The sequence below is a fragment of the Brachybacterium epidermidis genome, assembly GCF_015209585.1.
In the GTDB taxonomy this organism is placed as follows: Bacteria; Actinomycetota; Actinomycetes; order Actinomycetales; family Dermabacteraceae; genus Brachybacterium; species Brachybacterium epidermidis.
The window spans coordinates 38,888-56,430 of the sequence record NZ_JADEYR010000011.1 but is presented as its reverse complement, the minus strand read 5'-3'; the positions used below and the strand labels follow the sequence as shown (position 1 = coordinate 56,430).

The following is a 17,543-nucleotide window of genomic DNA, read 5'->3' as shown; positions in this document are numbered from 1 at the left end:
GAAGGTGCCGCGGAGGTCCGGGCGGTGCAGCGGCGACGGGGGTGCGGTGAAGGATGTCACGGGTCAGTGTCCCTTCGAGGAATTGGGATCGAGCGCATCGCGGAGCGCATCGCCGAAGAGGTTGAAGGCGAAGCACATGATGATGATCGTGAGGCCGGTGAGGACCGCCACCGACGGCGCGCGGTAGATGTACTGCTGCGCATCGGACAGCATGATGCCGAGACTCGGGTTGGGCGGCTGGATGCCCAGGCCCAGGAACGACAGCATCGACTCGCCGATGATCGCGGCGGGCAGGATCACGGTGGCCTGCACGATGATCGCGCTGAGCGTGTTGGGCAGGATGTGGCGGCCGAGGATGCGCCACAGCGGTGCGTCGGTGGCGACCGCCGCCTTGACGAAGGACTCCTGCTTGAGCCGCATCGTCTCGCCGCGGACTACGCGGAGGACGTTCGGGATGAACCCGATTCCCAGGGCGATCGCCGCGTTGGAGAGGCTCGCCCCGGAGATCGCCGCCAGACCGACGGCCAGAATGAGGAACGGGAAGGCGAGTGTCACGTCCACGAAGCGGGAGATCACCATGTCGGCGGGCCGCCAGTAGCCGGCGAGCAGCCCCAGCGGCGTGCCGACGGCGACGGCGAGACCCACGGCCAGCAGACCCACCAGCAGGGAGGCCCGCAGTCCGTAAAGCAGACGCGAGAGCACGTCACGTCCCAGGTCGTCGGTGCCCAGCCAGAATCCCTGGGTGAACAGCTGCTGGTACGGGTAGGAGAAGTTGGTCTCGGCGAAGCTGTACGGCGCCAGCAGCGGACCGACGGCCGCGGCGACGAGCACGAGCACGACGAGCACGGTGCCGGCCAGGCCCGCGGGTGTGCTCACGAGCCTCGTGAGGACACCGGAGCGGCGACGGACGGCGGTCCGCGGCTCGGTGACGGTGGCAGTCGTGGTCATGCGCGGGCACCGCCTGTTCGGATGCGGGGGTTGACGACGGAGTACAGGACGTCGACCAGGAAGTTGATGAGCACGTAGGAGAAGGTGACCACGAGCACCACGGCCTGGATCACGGGATAGTCGCGGGAGAACACGGCGTCCAGCGTCATGCGGCCGAGCCCCGGCAGGGCGAAGATCCGCTCGGTGACGACGGCGCCGGAGATGAGGCCGCCCAGCTGGAGGCCGACGATGGTGACCAGCACGATGAGGGAGTTGCGCAGCCCGTAGCGGAACAGCACGCGACGCGGGGCGATGCCGGTGGCGCGTGCGGTGCGGACGTAGTCAGTGCCCATGGTCTCGATGAGGCTCGCGCGGGTCTGGCGGGCGATCACGGCGGCGAGCCCGGTGCCGAGCACGAGCGCAGGCAGTGTCAGGTGGTAGATGCTGCGCACCGGGCTCTCGAAGAACGGGACGTACCCGGAGGCGGGGACGATGCCGAGCATGACCGCGAGGATGAGGATCCCGAGCAGGCCCAGCCAGAAGTTCGGTACGGACAGACCGAGCAGCACACCGGCGTTGGCGAGCAGCTCGTCGGGCTTGCCGCGTCGGCGCTCGGCGTACATGCCGAAGGTGATGCCGATGATGATCGCGACGATGATCGCGTAGACCGACAGCTGCAGGGTCACCGGGATCGCGGCGGCGAGCATCTGGGTGATCTCCTGGCCCGTCCGGGTCGACGTGCCGAGGTCGAAGGTCACGGTGTTGCGCAGGAACGCCAGGAACTGGACCAGCAGCGGTTGGTCGAGTCCGAGGTCGGCGCGGATGGCGGCGAGCTGCTCGGGCGTTGCCTCCTCCCCGGCCATGGCGCGGGCGGGGTCGCCCGGCAGCGCGCGCACGCCTAGGAAGATCACCGCGGCGGAGATCAGCAGCGTGATGAGCGATTCGACGGCGCGAACCGCGAGGAACCGGCCCATGATCAGGTCTCCTTCTCGTCGAGGAAGGCGGCGTGGGACAGGCGCACCACGCCGTCGGCGAAGGTCGCCACGCCCGTCACGTCGGAGCTGAGGGCGGTGAGGCTGCGCTGCCGGTACAGGTAGATCACGGCGTTGACCTCCTGCATGAGGGTCACCGCCTCGCCGTAGGTCGCGGCGCGGTCATCGATCGAGGTCTGCTCGGCGCCGCGGGCCAGCAGGTCGTCCATCTCCGGGGAGCTGTAGCCGGAGTAGTTGTTGGAGGCGTCCGTGGTCCAGAAGTTGTAGGCGTTCCCGTGCGGGTCGACGCGTCCGGACCAGCCCAGTTGCACCGCCTCGAAGTCCCCGCGGTCCTGCGCGTCGAGGATCGCGGTGTACTCGGTCGGCAGGAGGGCGAGGGCGAAGCCCGCTTGGGACAGCTGCGCCTGCATCGCCTGGGCGTAGCGCAGCGCGTCCTGGGAGTTCGAGACCTTCACCTGCAGCGGGTAGGGGATCGGAGCGCCCGCCTCGGCCAGCAGCGTTCTGGCGGCGTCGGGGTCGTACGCGGGCAGATGGTCCGATTCCGGGGTGGAGAACGGGGTGCCGGGGGCGATCGGAGAGCCGGCCGGGGTGTACCAGCCGTTGAACACCGTGTTGGTGAGCGCCTCGCGGTCCAGCGCGATCGACAGCGCCTGGCGCACGCGCGGATCCGTGGCGATCAGCGGCGGGTCGGTGGGGTTGCCGTCGGGGTCCGTGTCGCGCAGGTTGATCGTCAGCGCCTGGTACCCGAGCGAGCCGACCTGCAGCGTGGTGACCCCGCGGGCGGCTTCGAGGACCTCGATGTCCTGGGGGGAGATGCTGTCGGCGACGTGCACGTCACCGCTCTGGACGTTCGCGGCGCGGATGTTGGCATCGGTCATGATCCGGTAGATGATCCGGTCCAGGTGCACGTTGTCGGCGTCGTAGTACAGCGGGTCGCGCTCGAGCTCGATGGAGGTCTGCGGCACCCGTCCCACGAAGCGGAAGGCCCCGACGCCGACGGGATGATTGCCGACGTCGTCGCCCATCTCCTCCACGGCCTTCGGGGAGAGAATCATGCCGGCGCGGTCCGCCAGAGCAGCGGTGAACGGGGAGAACGGCGCGGAGAAGGTCACCTTGACGGTGTGCTCGTCCACGGCCTCGACCGTGTCCACCGGCCCGAGCTCGGACTTGCGCGAGGACGCCTCGTGCGTGAGGTGGCGGGTGAGCATCGCCGCGACGGCCGCGGCGTTGAACGGCTCGCCGTCGCTGAACACGGCATCGGTGCGCAGCGGGAAGGTCAGCGTCAGGCCGCCTTCCTCGATGGTGGGCAGCTCGGTGGCGAGCATCGGCACGATCTCGCCGTCGCTGTCGATGTCGTAGAGCTTCTCGCACATCGGCTGCATGACGTACCGGGTGTAGAGCGACGAGGAGGTCGTCGGATCCAGCCGGTCCGGCTCCGAGGAGAGCGCCATCACCAGATCGCCGCCCTCGCGCACGCCCGACGTCGGCTCGCCCGTGCCGACCACGTTGGGTCTGTCCGGCGGCGCCTCGAGCTCCTGCCTCGGCACGCAGCCGGCGGCGAGCAGGGCGGCGGTGCCCGCGGTGACGACGGTTCGCCTTCTCAGCATGGTGACTCCCTTCGGGGTCCGCCCGCAGAACCTGAGGACTCGTTGTATACAATCTGGATTCCCGGAGGTTAGGTGCTGCATGTGATCTGGGGAGCTGTGTGCCACATCGTGAGACGACGGGGGCCCGCCACCTCGCGGTGACGGGCCCCCGTGCAGATCAGGTGCGTTCGATCAGCTTTCCAGCACGTCTTCGAGCGGTGCGACCTCGATGTCGTGCGCCTCGCCGACGCCGTCGTGGTACAGCTTGCCGTTGTAGGTGTGCAGGCCCTTGGCCAGTGCCGAATCCTGTTTCAGGGCGTCCAGGCCCTGGCTGTTCGCCAGCTTCACCACGTACGGGATGGTGGCGTTGTTCAGCGCCTTGGTGGCGGTGTTCGGCACGGAGCCGGGCATGTTCGCCACGCAGTAGTACACGGCGTCGTGGACCTTGAAGGTGGGAGCGTCATGGGTGGTGGGCTTCGAGTTCTCGAAGCAACCGCCCTGGTCGATCGCGACGTCCACCAGCACGGCGCCCGGCTTCATCTGGGACACCATCTCGTCGGTCACGAGCTTGGGGGCCCTCTTCCCCGGGATCAGCACCGAACCGATCACGACGTCGGCACCGGTGACCAGCTCGGTGACGTCCAGCTTGCTGGAGTACCGGGTGAGGATGTCACCGTTGTGGACGGTGGAGATCTCGTTCAGCCTGGAGACGTTCACGTCCATCACCGTGACGTTGGCATGCAGGCCGCGCGCCATGATGGCCGCCTGCTCGCCCACCACGCCGCCACCGATCACGACGACCTTGGCCTCGTCGGTGCCGGGGACGCCGCCCATCAGCTTGCCGGAGCCGCCCAGAGGGCTCATCAGATGGTAGGCGGCCACCTGGGTGGCCAGACGGCCGGCGATCGCGCTCATCGGGGCCAACAGCGGCAGAGAACGGTTGGGAAGTTGGACGGTCTCGTAGGCCACGGAGGTGATCCTGCGCTCCATCAGGGCCTCGGCCAGCGGCTTGTTGGCCGCGAGGTGCAGGTACGTGAAGAGCAGCTGCCCCTCGCGCATGCGCTCGTACTCCTCCTCGAGCGGCTCCTTGACCTTGACGATCAGGTCGGCCTGCTCCCAGACCTTGTCTGCCGAATCGAGGATCGTGGCCCCGGCGGCGCGGTACTCGTCATCGGTGACGCCGGCACCCACGCCGGCGCCGGTCTCGACCACGACCTCGTGGCCGCGGTTCACCAGCTCGTACACACCGGCGGCAGCAAGGCCGACCCGGTTCTCGTTGTTCTTGACCTCGCGGGGAACGCCCACTCGCATCTCTCGTGCCTCCTTGCCTGGAAAGACGGTCGCTGGACACGGCCGTGCCGGATCAGCTTCTCACGAAAGCCCCCCTGGCGGCCCTGGCTGAGGGTCCGACGGGGAGAAGCCCGTCACAACCCGCGGGAGGCGTCCTGCCTGCGCCTACACTCGTACCCGGCCCTCCGGCCGCATCCCTGCCTGCCCCGGTGCCTGACGAAAGCGAGCCCCTAGGTGATCACCGTGCACGACCTCGCCGTCCGCGTCGGCGCCCGGCTGCTCATGAGCGAGGTGAGCTTCCAGGTGGTGGACGGTGACCGCGTGGGACTGGTGGGCAGGAACGGAGCCGGCAAGACCACGCTGACCAAGGTGCTCTCCGGCGCGATCCAGCCCACCGAGGGCACCGTCGAGGTGAGCGGGGAGCTGGGCTACCTGCCGCAGGACACCCACAGCGGCGACGACTCCGAGACGGTCATCTCCCGGATCCTGTCGGCCCGGGGCCTGGACGACGTGCTGCGCCGCCTGCGCCGCGCGGAGGAGGAGATGGCCGACATGAGCCTGTCCGAGGCCAGGCGCGAGAAGGCCATGAACCGCTACCCGCGTCTGGAGGCCGAGCTCGATGCCGTCGGCGGATACGCAGCCGAGGCCGAGGCCAAGCGCATGGCCGCCAACCTCGGGCTGCCCAATCGTCTGCTCGAGCAGGAGCTGGGCACCCTCTCCGGTGGCCAGCGGCGGCGCGTGGAGCTGGCCCGCATCCTGTTCTCGCAGGCCACCACCATGATCCTCGACGAGCCCACCAACCACCTCGATGCGGACTCGGTGGTGTGGCTGCGTGAGTACCTGATGAGCTATCGCGGCGGGCTGATCGTGATCAGTCATGACGTGCAGCTGGTGGAGCAGGTGGTGAACAAGGTCTTCTACCTCGACGCCAATCGCGCCGTGATCGATGTGTACAACATGGGCTGGAAGCAGTATCTGCGCCAGCGCGAGGACGACGAGAAGCGCCGCCGGCGGGAGCGGCTCAGCGCCGAGAAGAAGGCCTCCGCCCTCACCGCCCAGGCCGAGAAGATGCGTGCCAAGGCCACCAAGGCGGTGGCGGCCCAGAACATGCTGCGCCGTGCCGAGCGGATGCTGGAGAGCACCGAGGGGGAGCGGCAGAAGGACCGCGTGGCCTCCCTGCGCTTCCCCAAGCCCGCGCCGTCGGGGAAGACACCGCTGATGGCGGAGGGGCTCTCGAAGTCCTACGGCAGCCTGGAGATCTTCACCGACGTGGACCTGGCCATCGACCGCGGATCCCGCGTCGTGATCCTGGGGCTGAACGGGGCGGGCAAGACCACGCTGCTGCGGATCCTGGCCGGAGTGGACCAGCCGGACACCGGGAGCATCCTCCCTGGGCACGGCCTGCGCATCGGGTACTACGCCCAGGAGCACGAGACCCTGGACCTGGACCGTACCGTGCTGGAGAACATGATGAGCGCGGCCATCGAGCTGCCCGAGGTGGAGGCCCGCAAGATCCTGGGCTCCTTCCTGTTCTCCGGCGACGACGTGCACAAGCCCGCCCGGGTGCTCTCCGGCGGGGAGAAGACCCGCCTGGCCCTGGCCACCCTGGTGGTCTCCAGTGCGAACGTGCTGCTGCTGGACGAGCCCACCAACAACCTCGATCCCGCCAGCCGCGAGGAGATCCTCGGGGCCCTGGCAGCCTTCGAGGGGGCAGTGGTGCTGGTCTCGCACGATCCCGGCGCCGTCACAGCGCTCTCCCCGGAGCGCGTGCTGCTGATGCCCGACGCGGTCGAGGACCTGTGGAACGCGGAGTACGAGGAGCTCGTGCAGCTGGCCTGAGCCGGTTCCCCCTCCCCGAGCGGTGGGGGTGACCACCCCTGGATCGGGCGGGGGCCGGATGGGCCTCCCTGGTGGTCCACCCGGCGGCAATCAGTTCGTGAGAGCTGATTCGTGAAGTACAGCGCAATACAGCTGTGCAATGCTAGGGTGCGGGCATGCACGTGCTGCTGCTCGCCCCCTCCCGATCCGCCTCCCGGGCCGGCCGGTCCGATCCCGTCGCAGAGCTGGGCGAGGCCCTGGCCCCGCTGGGGCTGCGCCGTCCGCTCGAGCGCACGATGGGGGAGGAGGCCATCGTGGTGCTCGACCGCGCCGAGCAGGCCGTCGAGGCGATCTGCACCACCGCCGAGCTCGGGGGCTGGTGCGTCGGACTCGGCGTGGGCGGAGTCGACGCCCCGCTGCCGGCCGAGGTGCGAGCCCTGCGCGGGCCGGCCGTGGACGCCGCGCGCCAGGCGCTGCGGGCCGCCCGTGCCACGGCCCAGGTGCCGCTGTCCGTCCGCGCGGGCGATCCCCGTCACGCTGCCACCGCGGCCGATGCGGAGGCCGTGCTGCGCCTGATCGGATGGATGATCGCCACCCGCAGCACGGGCCAGTGGCGCGTGGTGCGGGCGCTGCGCGGGAATCCCCAGCTCACCCAGCGTGACCTGGCCGCCCTGCTCGGCATCACCCAGCAGACGGTCTCCCGCTCGCTGAAGACCAGTGGCTGGCGCGAGGAGAGTGCGGCGCACCCGCTGCTGGTGCGCCTGCTGGCCATGATCGATCTGACCTCATGACGGCGCGCTATCCTTAACCAGCGCTCGCGGCCCGCCCCGAGCAACCAGCGCTCGCGGCCCGCCCCGAGCGGTCCACCGAACCACGCCTGCCGGCCCTGCGGCCCGGGTGGGCAGCTACGAGGAGATCCATGGCGACGACGAACGACCTCAAGAACGGAATGGTCCTGAAGCTGGACAGCCAGCTGTGGAGCGTTGTCGAGTTCCAGCACGTCAAGCCCGGCAAGGGCCCGGCCTTCGTGCGCACCAAGCTCAAGAACGTCCTGTCCGGCAAGACCGTGGACAAGACCTTCAACGCGGGGGTGAAGGTGGAGACGGCGACGGTGGACCGTCGCGACATGCAGTACTCCTACCTAGATGGCGACATGTACGTGTTCATGGACACCTCCACCTGGGAGCAGACCAACGTCACCTCCGAGGTCGTCGGCGACGCCAAGGACTTCATGCTCGAGGGGCAGGACGTCATCGTCGCCTTCCACGAGGGCACCCCGCTGTACATCGAGCTGCCGGCCTCCGTGGTGCTCGAGATCACCTTCACCGAGCCGGGCCTGCAGGGCGACCGCTCCAGCGGCGGCACCAAGCCCGCCACCGTGGAGACCGGCCACGAGATCCAGGTCCCCCTGTTCCTGGAGCAGGGCACCAAGGTGAAGGTGGACACCCGCTCGGGCGACTACCTCGGGCGCGCCTGACGTGACCGACACCCCCGGCGCGGCCCGCAGGACCCAGAAGGACCCGGGCCTCCCCCTGCCCGGCAGGGAGGGGGAGGAGGTGGCCTTCGAGCGCACCGTTCCCGCCCGCACCGACCGCCTCACCGGCCGCAGTCGCGACCGCATCCGCGCGATCGACGTGCTCTACGAGGCCGATGCGCGCGGTCGCGCTGTGCGCGAGGTCCTCGAGGACCGCATCGCCCGCACCGCCGCGCAGTCGCCGCTGCCGCAGTGGTCCCGCGAACTGGTGTCGCTGTACGCCCAGCACGCCGAGGAGATCGACGAGCAGCTCGCCACCCATTCCCGGGACTGGCCCCTGCAGCGCATGCCCGCGGTGGATCGAGCGATCCTACGGCTGGGGGCGGCCGAGGTGGTGCACGGCCCCGAGGAGCCTGACACCCCGCGCGGCGTGATCGTGGGCGAGTACACGAAGATCGCCGAAGTGCTGTCCACGGAGGGCTCCCCCCGGTTCGTCAACGGCCTGCTGCAGCGCCTGCTGGACATGCGCAGCATGCTCGGCTGAGACCGCACTACACTGCGCACGAACCACCTGAACGCCACCACCACCCTTTAACAACGCGTCCTGTGAGGCGCCCAAGGGAGAGCAATGACCGACCAGTCATCGACTGACCATCGCAGTCGGGTGCTGGGCACGGAGGAGATCCGCCGTGCCCTGACCCGCATCGCCCACGAGATCCTCGAGAGCGGCCACGGCGCCGAGGACCTGGTGCTGCTGGGCATCCCGCACCGCGGCGTCCCCCTGGCCCGCCGTCTGGCGGAGAACATCGTCCGCGCCGAGGGCCTGGGCGGCGACATCGAGCAGCTCCACGGCTCGCTGGACATCACCCTGTACCGCGACGACCTGCGCAAGCACCCCACGCGGGCACCGAGCCCCACCCGCATCCCCCGCGAGGGAATCGACGGCCGCACCGTGGTGCTGGTCGACGACGTCCTCTACTCGGGCCGCACCGTGCGCGCCGCCCTGGACGCCCTCAGCGCCATCGGACGCCCCGCAGCGGTGCGCCTGGCGGTGCTGGTGGACCGCGGCCACCGCGAACTGCCCATCCGAGCCGACCACGTCGGCAAGAACCTCCCCACCTCGCGCTCCGAGCGGGTGTTCGTCCACCTCACCGAGACCGACGGCGAGGACTGCGTCGACATCGTGCGACCGGCGGGTGAGGACCAGGCATGAGGCACTTCATCTCCATCGCCGATCTGGACCGCACCGAGGCCGTCGCCCTGCTCGCCACCGCCGAGCACATGGCAGCCACCCAGTCCCGCTCGATCCGCAAGCTGCCCACCCTGGTGGGATCCACCGTGGTGAACCTCTTCTTCGAGGACTCCACGCGCACCCGCATCAGCTTCGAGGCCGCCGCCAAACGGCTCTCGGCCGACGTCATCAACTTCTCGGCCAAGGGATCCAGCCTGTCCAAGGGCGAGTCGCTCAAGGACACAGCTCTGACCCTGCAGGCCATGGGTGCCGACGCCGTCGTGGTGCGCTCGGCCTCCTCGGGTGCCGCGCACCAGCTCGCCCATGCCGGGTGGATCGACCAGCCGATCATCAATGCCGGTGACGGTGCCCACGAGCACCCCACCCAGGCCATGCTGGACGCCTTCACGCTGCGCCACCACCTGCGCCCCGGCGACCCGAACGGGGGGCTGGACGGCCTGCACGTGGTCATCGTGGGCGATGTGCTCCACTCCCGGGTGGCCCGCTCCAACATGCTCCTGCTGACCCTGCTGGGAGCGAGAGTCACCCTGGTCGCACCGCCCGCCCTGCTTCCCGTCGGCGCGCACGCCTGGCCCTGCGAGGTCCTCTACGACCTCGACGAGGCCCTCGCGGCAGGCCCGGACGCCGTGATGATGCTGCGGGTGCAGCGCGAGCGGATGGTGGGCGGGGGCTTCTTCCCCACCGAGGGCGAGTACAGCCGCCGCTACGGGCTCAGCACCCAGCGGGCCGCACGCCTGCCCGACCACGCCATCGTGCTGCATCCCGGCCCCATGAACCGCGGCTTCGAGATCGCCGGGGACGTCGCCGACTCCGACCGCAGCGTGATCGTCGAACAGGTCGCCTCCGGCGTGTTCGTCCGCATGGCCGTGCTCTACCACCTGCTCGCCACCGATGACCGGGAGGACGCCCGATGACCACGAACCTCACCCCACCGCCCCCGGCCCCCGTCCTGGTGCGCGGCGGCTCCCTGTACGGCGACGAGCGCACCGACGTGCTGCTGGTCGGCGGCCTGATCCAGGAGATCGGCCCTGATCTGACCGCACCCGAGGGCACCGAGATCATCGACGCGGAGGGCTGCGTGGTCCTGCCCGGCCTGGTGGATCTCCACACCCACCTGCGCGAGCCCGGCGGCGAGGAGTCCGAGACCGTCGAGACCGGTACCCGTGCCGCGGCCCGGGGCGGCTTCACCGCCGTCCACGCCATGGCCAACACCACGCCCGTGGCCGACACCGCCGGGGTCGTCGAGCAGGTGGCCCGCGCCGGTGACAGCGCCGGCTGGTGCACCGTGCGGCCTGTCGGCGCGGTCACCGTGGGCCTGGCGGGGGAGCGGCTGGCCGAGCTCGACGCGATGGCCAGCTCCCGCGCCCGGGTGCGGGTGTTCAGCGACGACGGCAAGTGCGTGCACGATCCCGTGCTGATGCGCCGTGCCCTGGAGTACGTGAAGGCCTTCGACGGGGTCATCGCCCAGCACGCCCAGGACCCCCGCCTGACCGAGGGCGCGCAGATGCACGAGGGGGTGGTCTCCGCCGAGCTGGGCCTGACCGGCTGGCCGGCCGTCGCCGAGGAGTCGATCATCGCCCGCGACGTGCTGCTCGCCCAGCATGTCGGCTCCCGCCTGCACGTGTGCCACCTGTCCACCGCAGGCAGCGTGGACATCGTGCGCTGGGCCAAGCAGCGAGGCGTCGCCGTGACCGCAGAGGTCACCCCGCACCATCTGCTGCTGACCGACGAGGAGGTGCGCGGCTTCGACGCCCGCTACAAGGTCAACCCGCCGCTGCGCACCCAGGCCGACGTCGACGCGGTGAGGCAGGGCCTGGCCGACGGCACCATCGACATCGTCGCCACCGACCACGCCCCCCACCTGCGCGACGCCAAGGACCGCGAGTGGGACCAGGCCGCGATGGGCATGACCGGCCTGGAGACCGCCCTGCCGATCGTGCAGCACACCATGGTCGGCACCGGCGCCCTGAGCTGGCGGGACGTGGCCCGGGTGCTCTCGGAGACCCCGGCGCTGATCGCCCGAGACGAGGACCACGGCCGGGCCCTCGAACCGGGATCGCCCGCCCACCTGCTGGTGTGGGACCCGCGCCCGCGCCGCGCCGTGGACGTCGCCGAGCACGCGTCCCGCAGCGCCAACAGTCCCTACATCGGCCTCGAGCTGCCGGGCATGAACCGTCTGACCGTCCACGCCGGTCGCGTGACCGTGCGCGACGGCGCACTCGTGGAGCGCTGAGCGGATGGATCAGCTCGTACCCGTCCTGATCCTGGCCGCGGTGTTCGCCGGCATCCTGGCGCTGATGCACCTGGGCTGGCGCGGCCGTGGCGTGCGGCAGTCCGCCCTTCCCGCCCCTGCCCCCGACGCGCCCGTCGAGCAGCTCGACCACGGCGTGGACGCGGGTCCCTTCGACGCCGTGTATGTGAGTACCGTGCTCGCGGACCGTCCCTTCGAGCGCGTGGTCGCCCACGGGCTGGGCACCCGCTCGCGGGCCCGGCTCACTCGTGGCACCGCCGGCACCTGGCGCATCGAGAGGGAGGGCGCCCCCTCCTTCACCATTCCCGGTGATGCGGTGACCGAGGTCGCCGCCGCCCCCGGCATGGCCGGGAAGGTGGTCGGCGGGGACGGGCTGCTGGTGATCCGCTGGCAGCACGGCCCGGACTCCACCGAGCTCGACACGGGCCTGCGACTGGCCCATCGCGCCGACCACGATCTGCTCCTGAGGAAGGACCCGTCATGACCTCCCGCACCGACTCCGCCGTACTGATCCTGGAGGACGGCACGGTGGTGCACGGCACCGCCTACGGCGCCCGCGGCGCTCGCCTGGGCGAAGTGGTGTTCTCCACCGGCATGACCGGGTACCAGGAGACCCTCACCGATCCCTCCTACGCCGGCCAGATCGTGGTGCAGACCGCTCCCCACATCGGCAACACCGGCGTCAACACCGCCGACATGGAGTCCCGCCGCGTGTGGGTGCGCGGCTACGCGGTGCGCGAGGCCAGCCGGACGGTCTCCAACTGGCGCAGCGAGCAGTCGCTGGAGGACTTCCTGGCCGCCGAGGACGTGGTGGGCATCGCTGGTATCGACACCCGCATGATCACCCGCATCCTGCGCGAGCAGGGCTCCATGCGGGGCGGCGTGTTCTCCGGCGACGCGCTCACCCGCAGCACCGAGGAGCTGCTGGCGGAGGTGCGCTCGGCGCCCGCCATGGCCGGCGCGGACTTCCTGGCGGAGGTGACCATCGCCCAGCCCGTGGTGCTGGAGCCCGAGGGCGAGGTGATCGGCACCGTGGCCGCCCTGGATCTCGGGATCAAGGGCGCCACCCCCCGCAGCATGCTCGAGCGAGGCTTGCGAGTGCACCTGCTGCCGGCCACCACCACCCTCGAGGAACTGCTGGCCACCGAGCCGGACGCCCTGTTCTGCTCCAACGGGCCCGGGGACCCGGCCGCCGCGGACCACCAGGTGGAACTGCTGCGGGGCGCCCTCGACGCGGGGCTGCCGTACTTCGGGATCTGCCTGGGCAACCAGCTGCTGGGCCGCGCGCTCGGCTTCGGCACCTACAAGCTGAAGTACGGCCACCGCGGCATCAACCAGCCCGTGCTGGACCGCGCCACCGGGAAGGTCGAGATCACCGCCCACAACCACGGCTTCGCCGTGGACGTGCCGCTGGAGGGCGAGCACACGGCCCCGCACGGCGGGGGCCGCTACGGACGGGTCGTGGTCTCCCACGTCGGCCTCAACGACGACGTGGTCGAGGGCATCCGATGCCTCGACATCCCCGCCTACTCCGTCCAGTACCACCCTGAGGCCGCGGCCGGCCCCCACGACGCCGCCTACCTCTTCGATCGTCTTGCCCAGCTGGTGCGCGAGCACCGCGCCGGCTCCGCCGCAGGGAACAAGGAGTCCTGATGCCCCGTCGTACCGATCTCTCCTCCGTCCTGGTGATCGGCTCCGGTCCCATCGTGATCGGGCAGGCCGCCGAGTTCGACTACTCCGGCACCCAGGCCTGCCGGGTGCTGCGCGAGGAGGGCCTGCGGGTCATCCTGGTCAACTCCAACCCGGCCACCATCATGACGGACCCGGACATCGCCGATGCCACCTACATCGAGCCGATCGATCCGGAGGTGATCCGCTCGATCATCGCCGAGGAGCGCCCCGACGCGATCCTGCCCACCCTGGGCGGGCAGACGGCGCTGAACGCCGCCGTGGCCCTCGCCGAGCAGGGCGTTCTGGAGGAGTTCGGCGTCGAGATGATCGGTGCCAGCCTCGAGGCGATCCAGCGGGCCGAGGACCGCAGCCGCTTCAAGGAGGTCGTGGAGCGCGTGGGCGGCGAATCCGCCCGCTCGGTGATCTGCCACTCCATGGACGAGTGCCTGGCAGCGGCGGAGGAGCTGGGCTACCCGATGGTGGTGCGCCCCAGCTTCACCATGGGCGGCCTGGGATCCGGGATGGCCTACGACGAGGACGACCTGCGCCACATCGCCGGCGCCGGTCTCCACTACTCGCCCACCACCGAGGTGCTGCTGGAGGAGTCCATCCTGGGGTGGAAGGAGTTCGAGCTGGAGCTGATGCGCGACCACCGCGACAACTGTGTGGTGGTGTGCTCCATCGAGAACGTGGACCCCGTCGGCGTGCACACCGGCGACTCGGTCACCGTCGCGCCGGCGCTCACGCTCACCGATGTCGAGCTGCAGCAGCTGCGCGACCTGGGCATCGGCATCATCCGCGAGGTCGGCGTGGACACCGGCGGCTGCAACGTGCAGTTCGCCGTGCACCCCGAGACCGGGCGCACCGTGGTCATCGAGATGAACCCGCGCGTCTCGCGCTCCTCGGCCCTGGCCTCGAAGGCCACCGGGTTCCCGATCGCGAAGATCGCCGCCCGCCTGGCCATCGGCTACAGCCTGGACGAGATCCGCAACGACATCACCGGCACCACCCCGGCCAGCTTCGAACCCACCCTCGACTACGTCGTGGTCAAGGTCCCCCGCTTCGCCTTCGAGAAGTTCCCGGCCGCGGACCCCACCCTGACCACCACCATGAAGAGCGTGGGGGAGGCCATGGCCCTGGGCCGCAGCTTCACCGAGGCGCTCGGCAAGGCCCAGCGCTCCCTGGACGTCACGGCGTCCCTGCCGGACTTCCGCGGGGAGGCGCCCACCGCCTCCGAGGTCGCCGCCCTGATCGAGCAGGTGCGCACCCCCACCGACACGCGACTGGTGACCATCGCGCGGGTGCTGCGCTCGGCGGCCGAGGGCATCGTGGACCCCGCCGAGACCATCGAGCGCCTGTACGAGGCCACCGCCATCGACCGCTGGTTCCTGGACCAGATGCTGCAGGTCGCCGAGATCGCCACCCGCATCCGCGAGGCCGAGGTGCTGGACGCGCCCCTGATCATGCTGGCCAAGCGCCACGGCCTGGCTGACGACCAGATCGGACAGCTGCGCCACGTCGACGGCGAGGTGATCAAGGGAGTGCGCGAGGCCCTGGGCATCAACCCCGTCTACAAGACGGTCGACACCTGCGCTGCCGAGTTCGCCTCCCGCACCCCGTACCACTACTCCACCTACGACCAGGAGACCGAGGTGGAGCCGCGCGAGCGCTCCGCCGTGCTGATCCTGGGCTCGGGACCCAACCGGATCGGGCAGGGCATCGAGTTCGACTACTCCTGCGTGCATGCCGCCCTCGCCCTGAGCCGCGCGGAGACGGAGGACGGCCTGGGGTACGAGACCGTCATGGTCAACTGCAACCCCGAGACCGTCTCCACCGACTACGACATCGCCGATCGCCTCTACTTCGAGCCCCTCACCTTCGAGGACGTGCTCGAGGTGTACGAGGCCGAGAAGGCCGCGGGACCCGTGGCCGGGGTGATCGTGCAGCTGGGCGGGCAGACCCCGCTGTCCCTGGCGCGGCGCCTGCAGGACGCCGGTCTGCCGATCCTGGGCACCGATCCTGCCGCGATCGACGCCGCCGAGGACCGCGGCGAGTTCGGTGCGGTGCTCGCGCGCGCCGGTCTGCCGGCCCCGCCCTACGGGACGGCCTGGGCGCTGGAGGACGCCCGCGAGGTGGCGGCCTCCGTGGGCTACCCGGTGCTGGTGCGGCCCAGCTACGTGCTGGGCGGGCGCGGCATGGAGATCGTGTACGACGAGGAGGGGCTGGTCGACTACGTGGCCCGGAACCTCCCCGACGGCGGCCGCGCCCAGGCGCCCATCCTCATCGATCGCTTCCTGGACACCGCGGTTGAGATCGACGTGGACGCCCTGTTCGACGGGGAGGACCTCTACGTCGGCGGGATCATGGAGCACATCGAGGAGGCCGGCATCCACTCGGGCGACTCGGCCTGCACCCTGCCGCCGGTCTCGCTGGGTGAGGAGGTCATCGAGCGCATTCGCACCTCAACCCGCGCGATCGCGGAGGGGGTGGGCGTGCGCGGCCTGCTGAACGTCCAGTACGCACTGTCGCAGGACGTCCTGTACGTGCTGGAGGCGAATCCGCGCGCTTCCCGCACCGTGCCCTTCGTCGCCAAGGCCACCGGAGTGGCGCTGGCCCAGGCCGCCGCGCTGGTCAAGATCGGCCGTTCGATCGCCCAGCTGCGGGAGCAGGGAGTGCTGCCCGCGCAGGGCGACGGCACGGACCTGCCGCTGGACGCACCGATCGCGGTCAAGGAGGCGGTGCTGCCCTTCAAGAGGTTCCGCACCGCTGATGGCCAGGCCGTGGACTCGCTGCTGGGGCCCGAGATGCGCTCCACCGGTGAGGTGATGGGACTGGACAGCACCTTCCCGCTGGCCTTTGCGAAGTCCCAGCTGGCGATCGCCGGACAGGGGCTGCCCTCCTCGGGTGCGGTGTTCGTCTCCGTTGCCGATCGCGACAAGCGCGGGGTGGTGCTGGCCGTCGCGCGACTGGCGGCGCTCGGATTCGAGGTGCTCACCACCGAGGGCACGGGCCGTACCCTGCGGCGCTCGGGGATCCCCTGCCGCATCCTGCGCAAGGCATCCCAGCCCGGGACGGAGCCCAGCGTGATCGATCTGATCGAGTCCGGGGAGGTCACACTGGTGGCCAACACGCCGTCGGGCACGGATGCCCGTGCCGACGGCTACGCCATCCGGGCCGCTGCCACCAGCATGGACATCCCGATCATCACCACGGTGCAGGAGTTCCAGGCCGCGGTGCAGGCGATCGAGGCGCTGCCCGCGGAGCCCTTCACCGTGACCAGCCTGCAGCAGCACACCGAGCGCCTCGAGGCCACCCGAGCCGGATGCGCGCAGTGAGCGCCCCGGCCTCCTCCGGCCCGACCTTCGGGCGGCGGCTGCAGCGCGCGGTCGCGGAGAGCGGACCGATCGTCGCCGGCATCGACCCGCACGCCGCGCTGCTGCGGGACTGGGGGCTCACCGACGATGCCGCGGGACTGCGGGAGTTCTCCCTGCGGACCCTGGACGCGGTGGCCGGGCGGGTCTGCGCCGTCAAGCCGCAGTCCGCGTTCTTCGAACGGCACGGATCCGCAGGCGTGGCGGTGCTCGAGGAGCTGCTCGCCCGGGCCCGCGAGCGCGGTGTGCTCACCGTGCTGGACGTCAAGCGGGGCGACATCGGCTCCACCATGGCGGCCTACGCCCAGGCGCACCTGCAGCCCGGGGCCGTGGCGGAGGCCGATGCGATCACCGTGAGCCCGTACCTGGGGGCCGGCTCCCTGGAACCTGCGGTCGAACTGGCGCGCGAGCACGGGAAGGGTCTGTTCGTCCTCGCCCTCACCTCGAACCCCGGAGCCGAGGCGGTGCAGCACGCACGCACGGCCGAGGGATCCCCGCTCGCCCGGGAGGTGGCACGATACGCCGAGGCGGCCGGGCGCGGGTCCGAGGACGCATGGGGGAGCGTGGGCCTGGTGGTGGGGGCCACCGTCAAAGACTCCTACCGCCGTCTCGGACTCGACCGCGCCGCCCCCACGGTGCCCCTGCTCGCTCCCGGGTTCGGAGCGCAGGGGGCGGGACCTACGCAGCTGCCGGAGGTGTTCGGACCGGCCGCCGCGCGAGTGCTGGTGTGCCTGTCGCGGGGCCTGCTGGCCGCCGGACCACTGCCCCAGGATCTGACGGATCGCGCCGAAGCGCTCAGAAAGATGTACGAAACGGGCAGGATCGACGCGCCCACCTGGTAAGAAGCGTGTCAGGTGTGCGCCCCGCCACCATGATGGGGTTACGCTCTACCCACGCCCGGCGCTCTGCCG

The 17,543-nt window shown here is 70.6% G+C and carries 15 protein-coding genes; 11 read left to right on the top strand and 4 right to left on the bottom strand.

What is annotated here, in order from left to right; all coding sequences use genetic code 11:
• Nucleotides 1-63: 63 nt before the first annotated feature.
• The 4 genes from IOE58_RS10285 to ald form a co-directional block, all read right to left on the bottom strand.
• Entirely contained in the window at nucleotides 64-948 is an 885-nt protein-coding gene (locus tag IOE58_RS10285) for an ABC transporter permease (RefSeq protein WP_193866297.1), read from the bottom strand.
• A complete protein-coding gene (locus IOE58_RS10280) occupies nucleotides 945-1,901 on the bottom strand; it encodes an ABC transporter permease (protein ID WP_193866296.1) in 957 nt (318 codons plus the stop codon). Before IOE58_RS10280 ends, IOE58_RS10285 begins: the two co-directional genes overlap by 4 nt.
• 2 nt (nucleotides 1,902-1,903) lie before the next feature.
• Nucleotides 1,904-3,526, bottom strand: coding sequence for an ABC transporter substrate-binding protein (locus IOE58_RS10275; protein WP_193866295.1), 1,623 nt, complete (start codon nucleotides 3,524-3,526; stop codon nucleotides 1,904-1,906).
• 171 nt (nucleotides 3,527-3,697) lie between these two features.
• Nucleotides 3,698-4,816, bottom strand: a complete 1,119-nt coding sequence (ald, locus tag IOE58_RS10270) for an alanine dehydrogenase (RefSeq protein ID WP_193866294.1) — start codon at nucleotides 4,814-4,816, stop codon at nucleotides 3,698-3,700.
• Between the two features lie 213 nt (nucleotides 4,817-5,029).
• Between ald and IOE58_RS10265 the strand changes: the two genes are divergently transcribed.
• The 11 genes from IOE58_RS10265 to pyrF all read left to right on the top strand — a co-directional run bounded on the left by IOE58_RS10265 (nucleotide 5,030) and on the right by pyrF (nucleotide 17,474).
• Nucleotides 5,030-6,634, top strand: a complete 1,605-nt coding sequence (locus tag IOE58_RS10265) for an ABC-F family ATP-binding cassette domain-containing protein (RefSeq protein ID WP_193866293.1) — start codon at nucleotides 5,030-5,032, stop codon at nucleotides 6,632-6,634.
• A 155-nt stretch (nucleotides 6,635-6,789) separates the two neighbouring features.
• On the top strand, nucleotides 6,790-7,404 hold the full coding sequence (locus IOE58_RS10260) for a MarR family transcriptional regulator (RefSeq protein WP_193866292.1): 615 nt from the start codon (nucleotides 6,790-6,792) through the stop codon (nucleotides 7,402-7,404).
• Nucleotides 7,405-7,532: 128 nt separating this feature from the next.
• On the top strand, nucleotides 7,533-8,090 hold the full coding sequence (efp, locus tag IOE58_RS10255; RefSeq protein WP_193866291.1) for an elongation factor P: 558 nt from the start codon (nucleotides 7,533-7,535) through the stop codon (nucleotides 8,088-8,090).
• Nucleotide 8,091: 1 nt separating this feature from the next.
• Complete coding sequence (gene nusB / locus IOE58_RS10250) at nucleotides 8,092-8,631, top strand: transcription antitermination factor NusB (protein ID WP_193866290.1); 540 nt, start codon at nucleotides 8,092-8,094, stop codon at nucleotides 8,629-8,631.
• Nucleotides 8,632-8,715: 84 nt separating this feature from the next.
• A complete protein-coding gene (gene pyrR / locus IOE58_RS10245) occupies nucleotides 8,716-9,300 on the top strand; it encodes a bifunctional pyr operon transcriptional regulator/uracil phosphoribosyltransferase PyrR (protein ID WP_193866289.1) in 585 nt (194 codons plus the stop codon).
• Nucleotides 9,297-10,253, top strand: coding sequence for an aspartate carbamoyltransferase catalytic subunit (locus IOE58_RS10240; RefSeq protein WP_193866288.1), 957 nt, complete (start codon nucleotides 9,297-9,299; stop codon nucleotides 10,251-10,253). Before pyrR ends, IOE58_RS10240 begins: the two co-directional genes overlap by 4 nt.
• Nucleotides 10,250-11,572 (top strand): dihydroorotase, encoded by a 1,323-nt coding sequence (locus IOE58_RS10235; RefSeq protein ID WP_193866287.1) that lies wholly within the window; start codon nucleotides 10,250-10,252, stop codon nucleotides 11,570-11,572. The genes IOE58_RS10240 and IOE58_RS10235 overlap by 4 nt, the downstream gene beginning before the upstream one ends.
• A gap of 4 nt (nucleotides 11,573-11,576) precedes the next feature.
• Nucleotides 11,577-12,074, top strand: coding sequence for a PH-like domain-containing protein (locus IOE58_RS10230; protein ID WP_193866286.1), 498 nt, complete (start codon nucleotides 11,577-11,579; stop codon nucleotides 12,072-12,074).
• A complete protein-coding gene (gene carA / locus IOE58_RS10225) occupies nucleotides 12,071-13,243 on the top strand; it encodes a glutamine-hydrolyzing carbamoyl-phosphate synthase small subunit (protein ID WP_193866285.1) in 1,173 nt (390 codons plus the stop codon). The genes IOE58_RS10230 and carA overlap by 4 nt, the downstream gene beginning before the upstream one ends.
• Complete coding sequence (gene carB, locus IOE58_RS10220; protein ID WP_193866284.1) at nucleotides 13,243-16,596, top strand: carbamoyl-phosphate synthase large subunit; 3,354 nt, start codon at nucleotides 13,243-13,245, stop codon at nucleotides 16,594-16,596. Before carA ends, carB begins: the two co-directional genes overlap by 1 nt.
• The gene (gene pyrF / locus IOE58_RS10215) at nucleotides 16,584-17,474 is read left to right on the top strand and encodes an orotidine-5'-phosphate decarboxylase (protein ID WP_193866283.1); all 891 of its coding nucleotides are present in this window, start codon (nucleotides 16,584-16,586) and stop codon (nucleotides 17,472-17,474) included. Before carB ends, pyrF begins: the two co-directional genes overlap by 13 nt.
• Nucleotides 17,475-17,543: the final 69 nt, after the last annotated feature.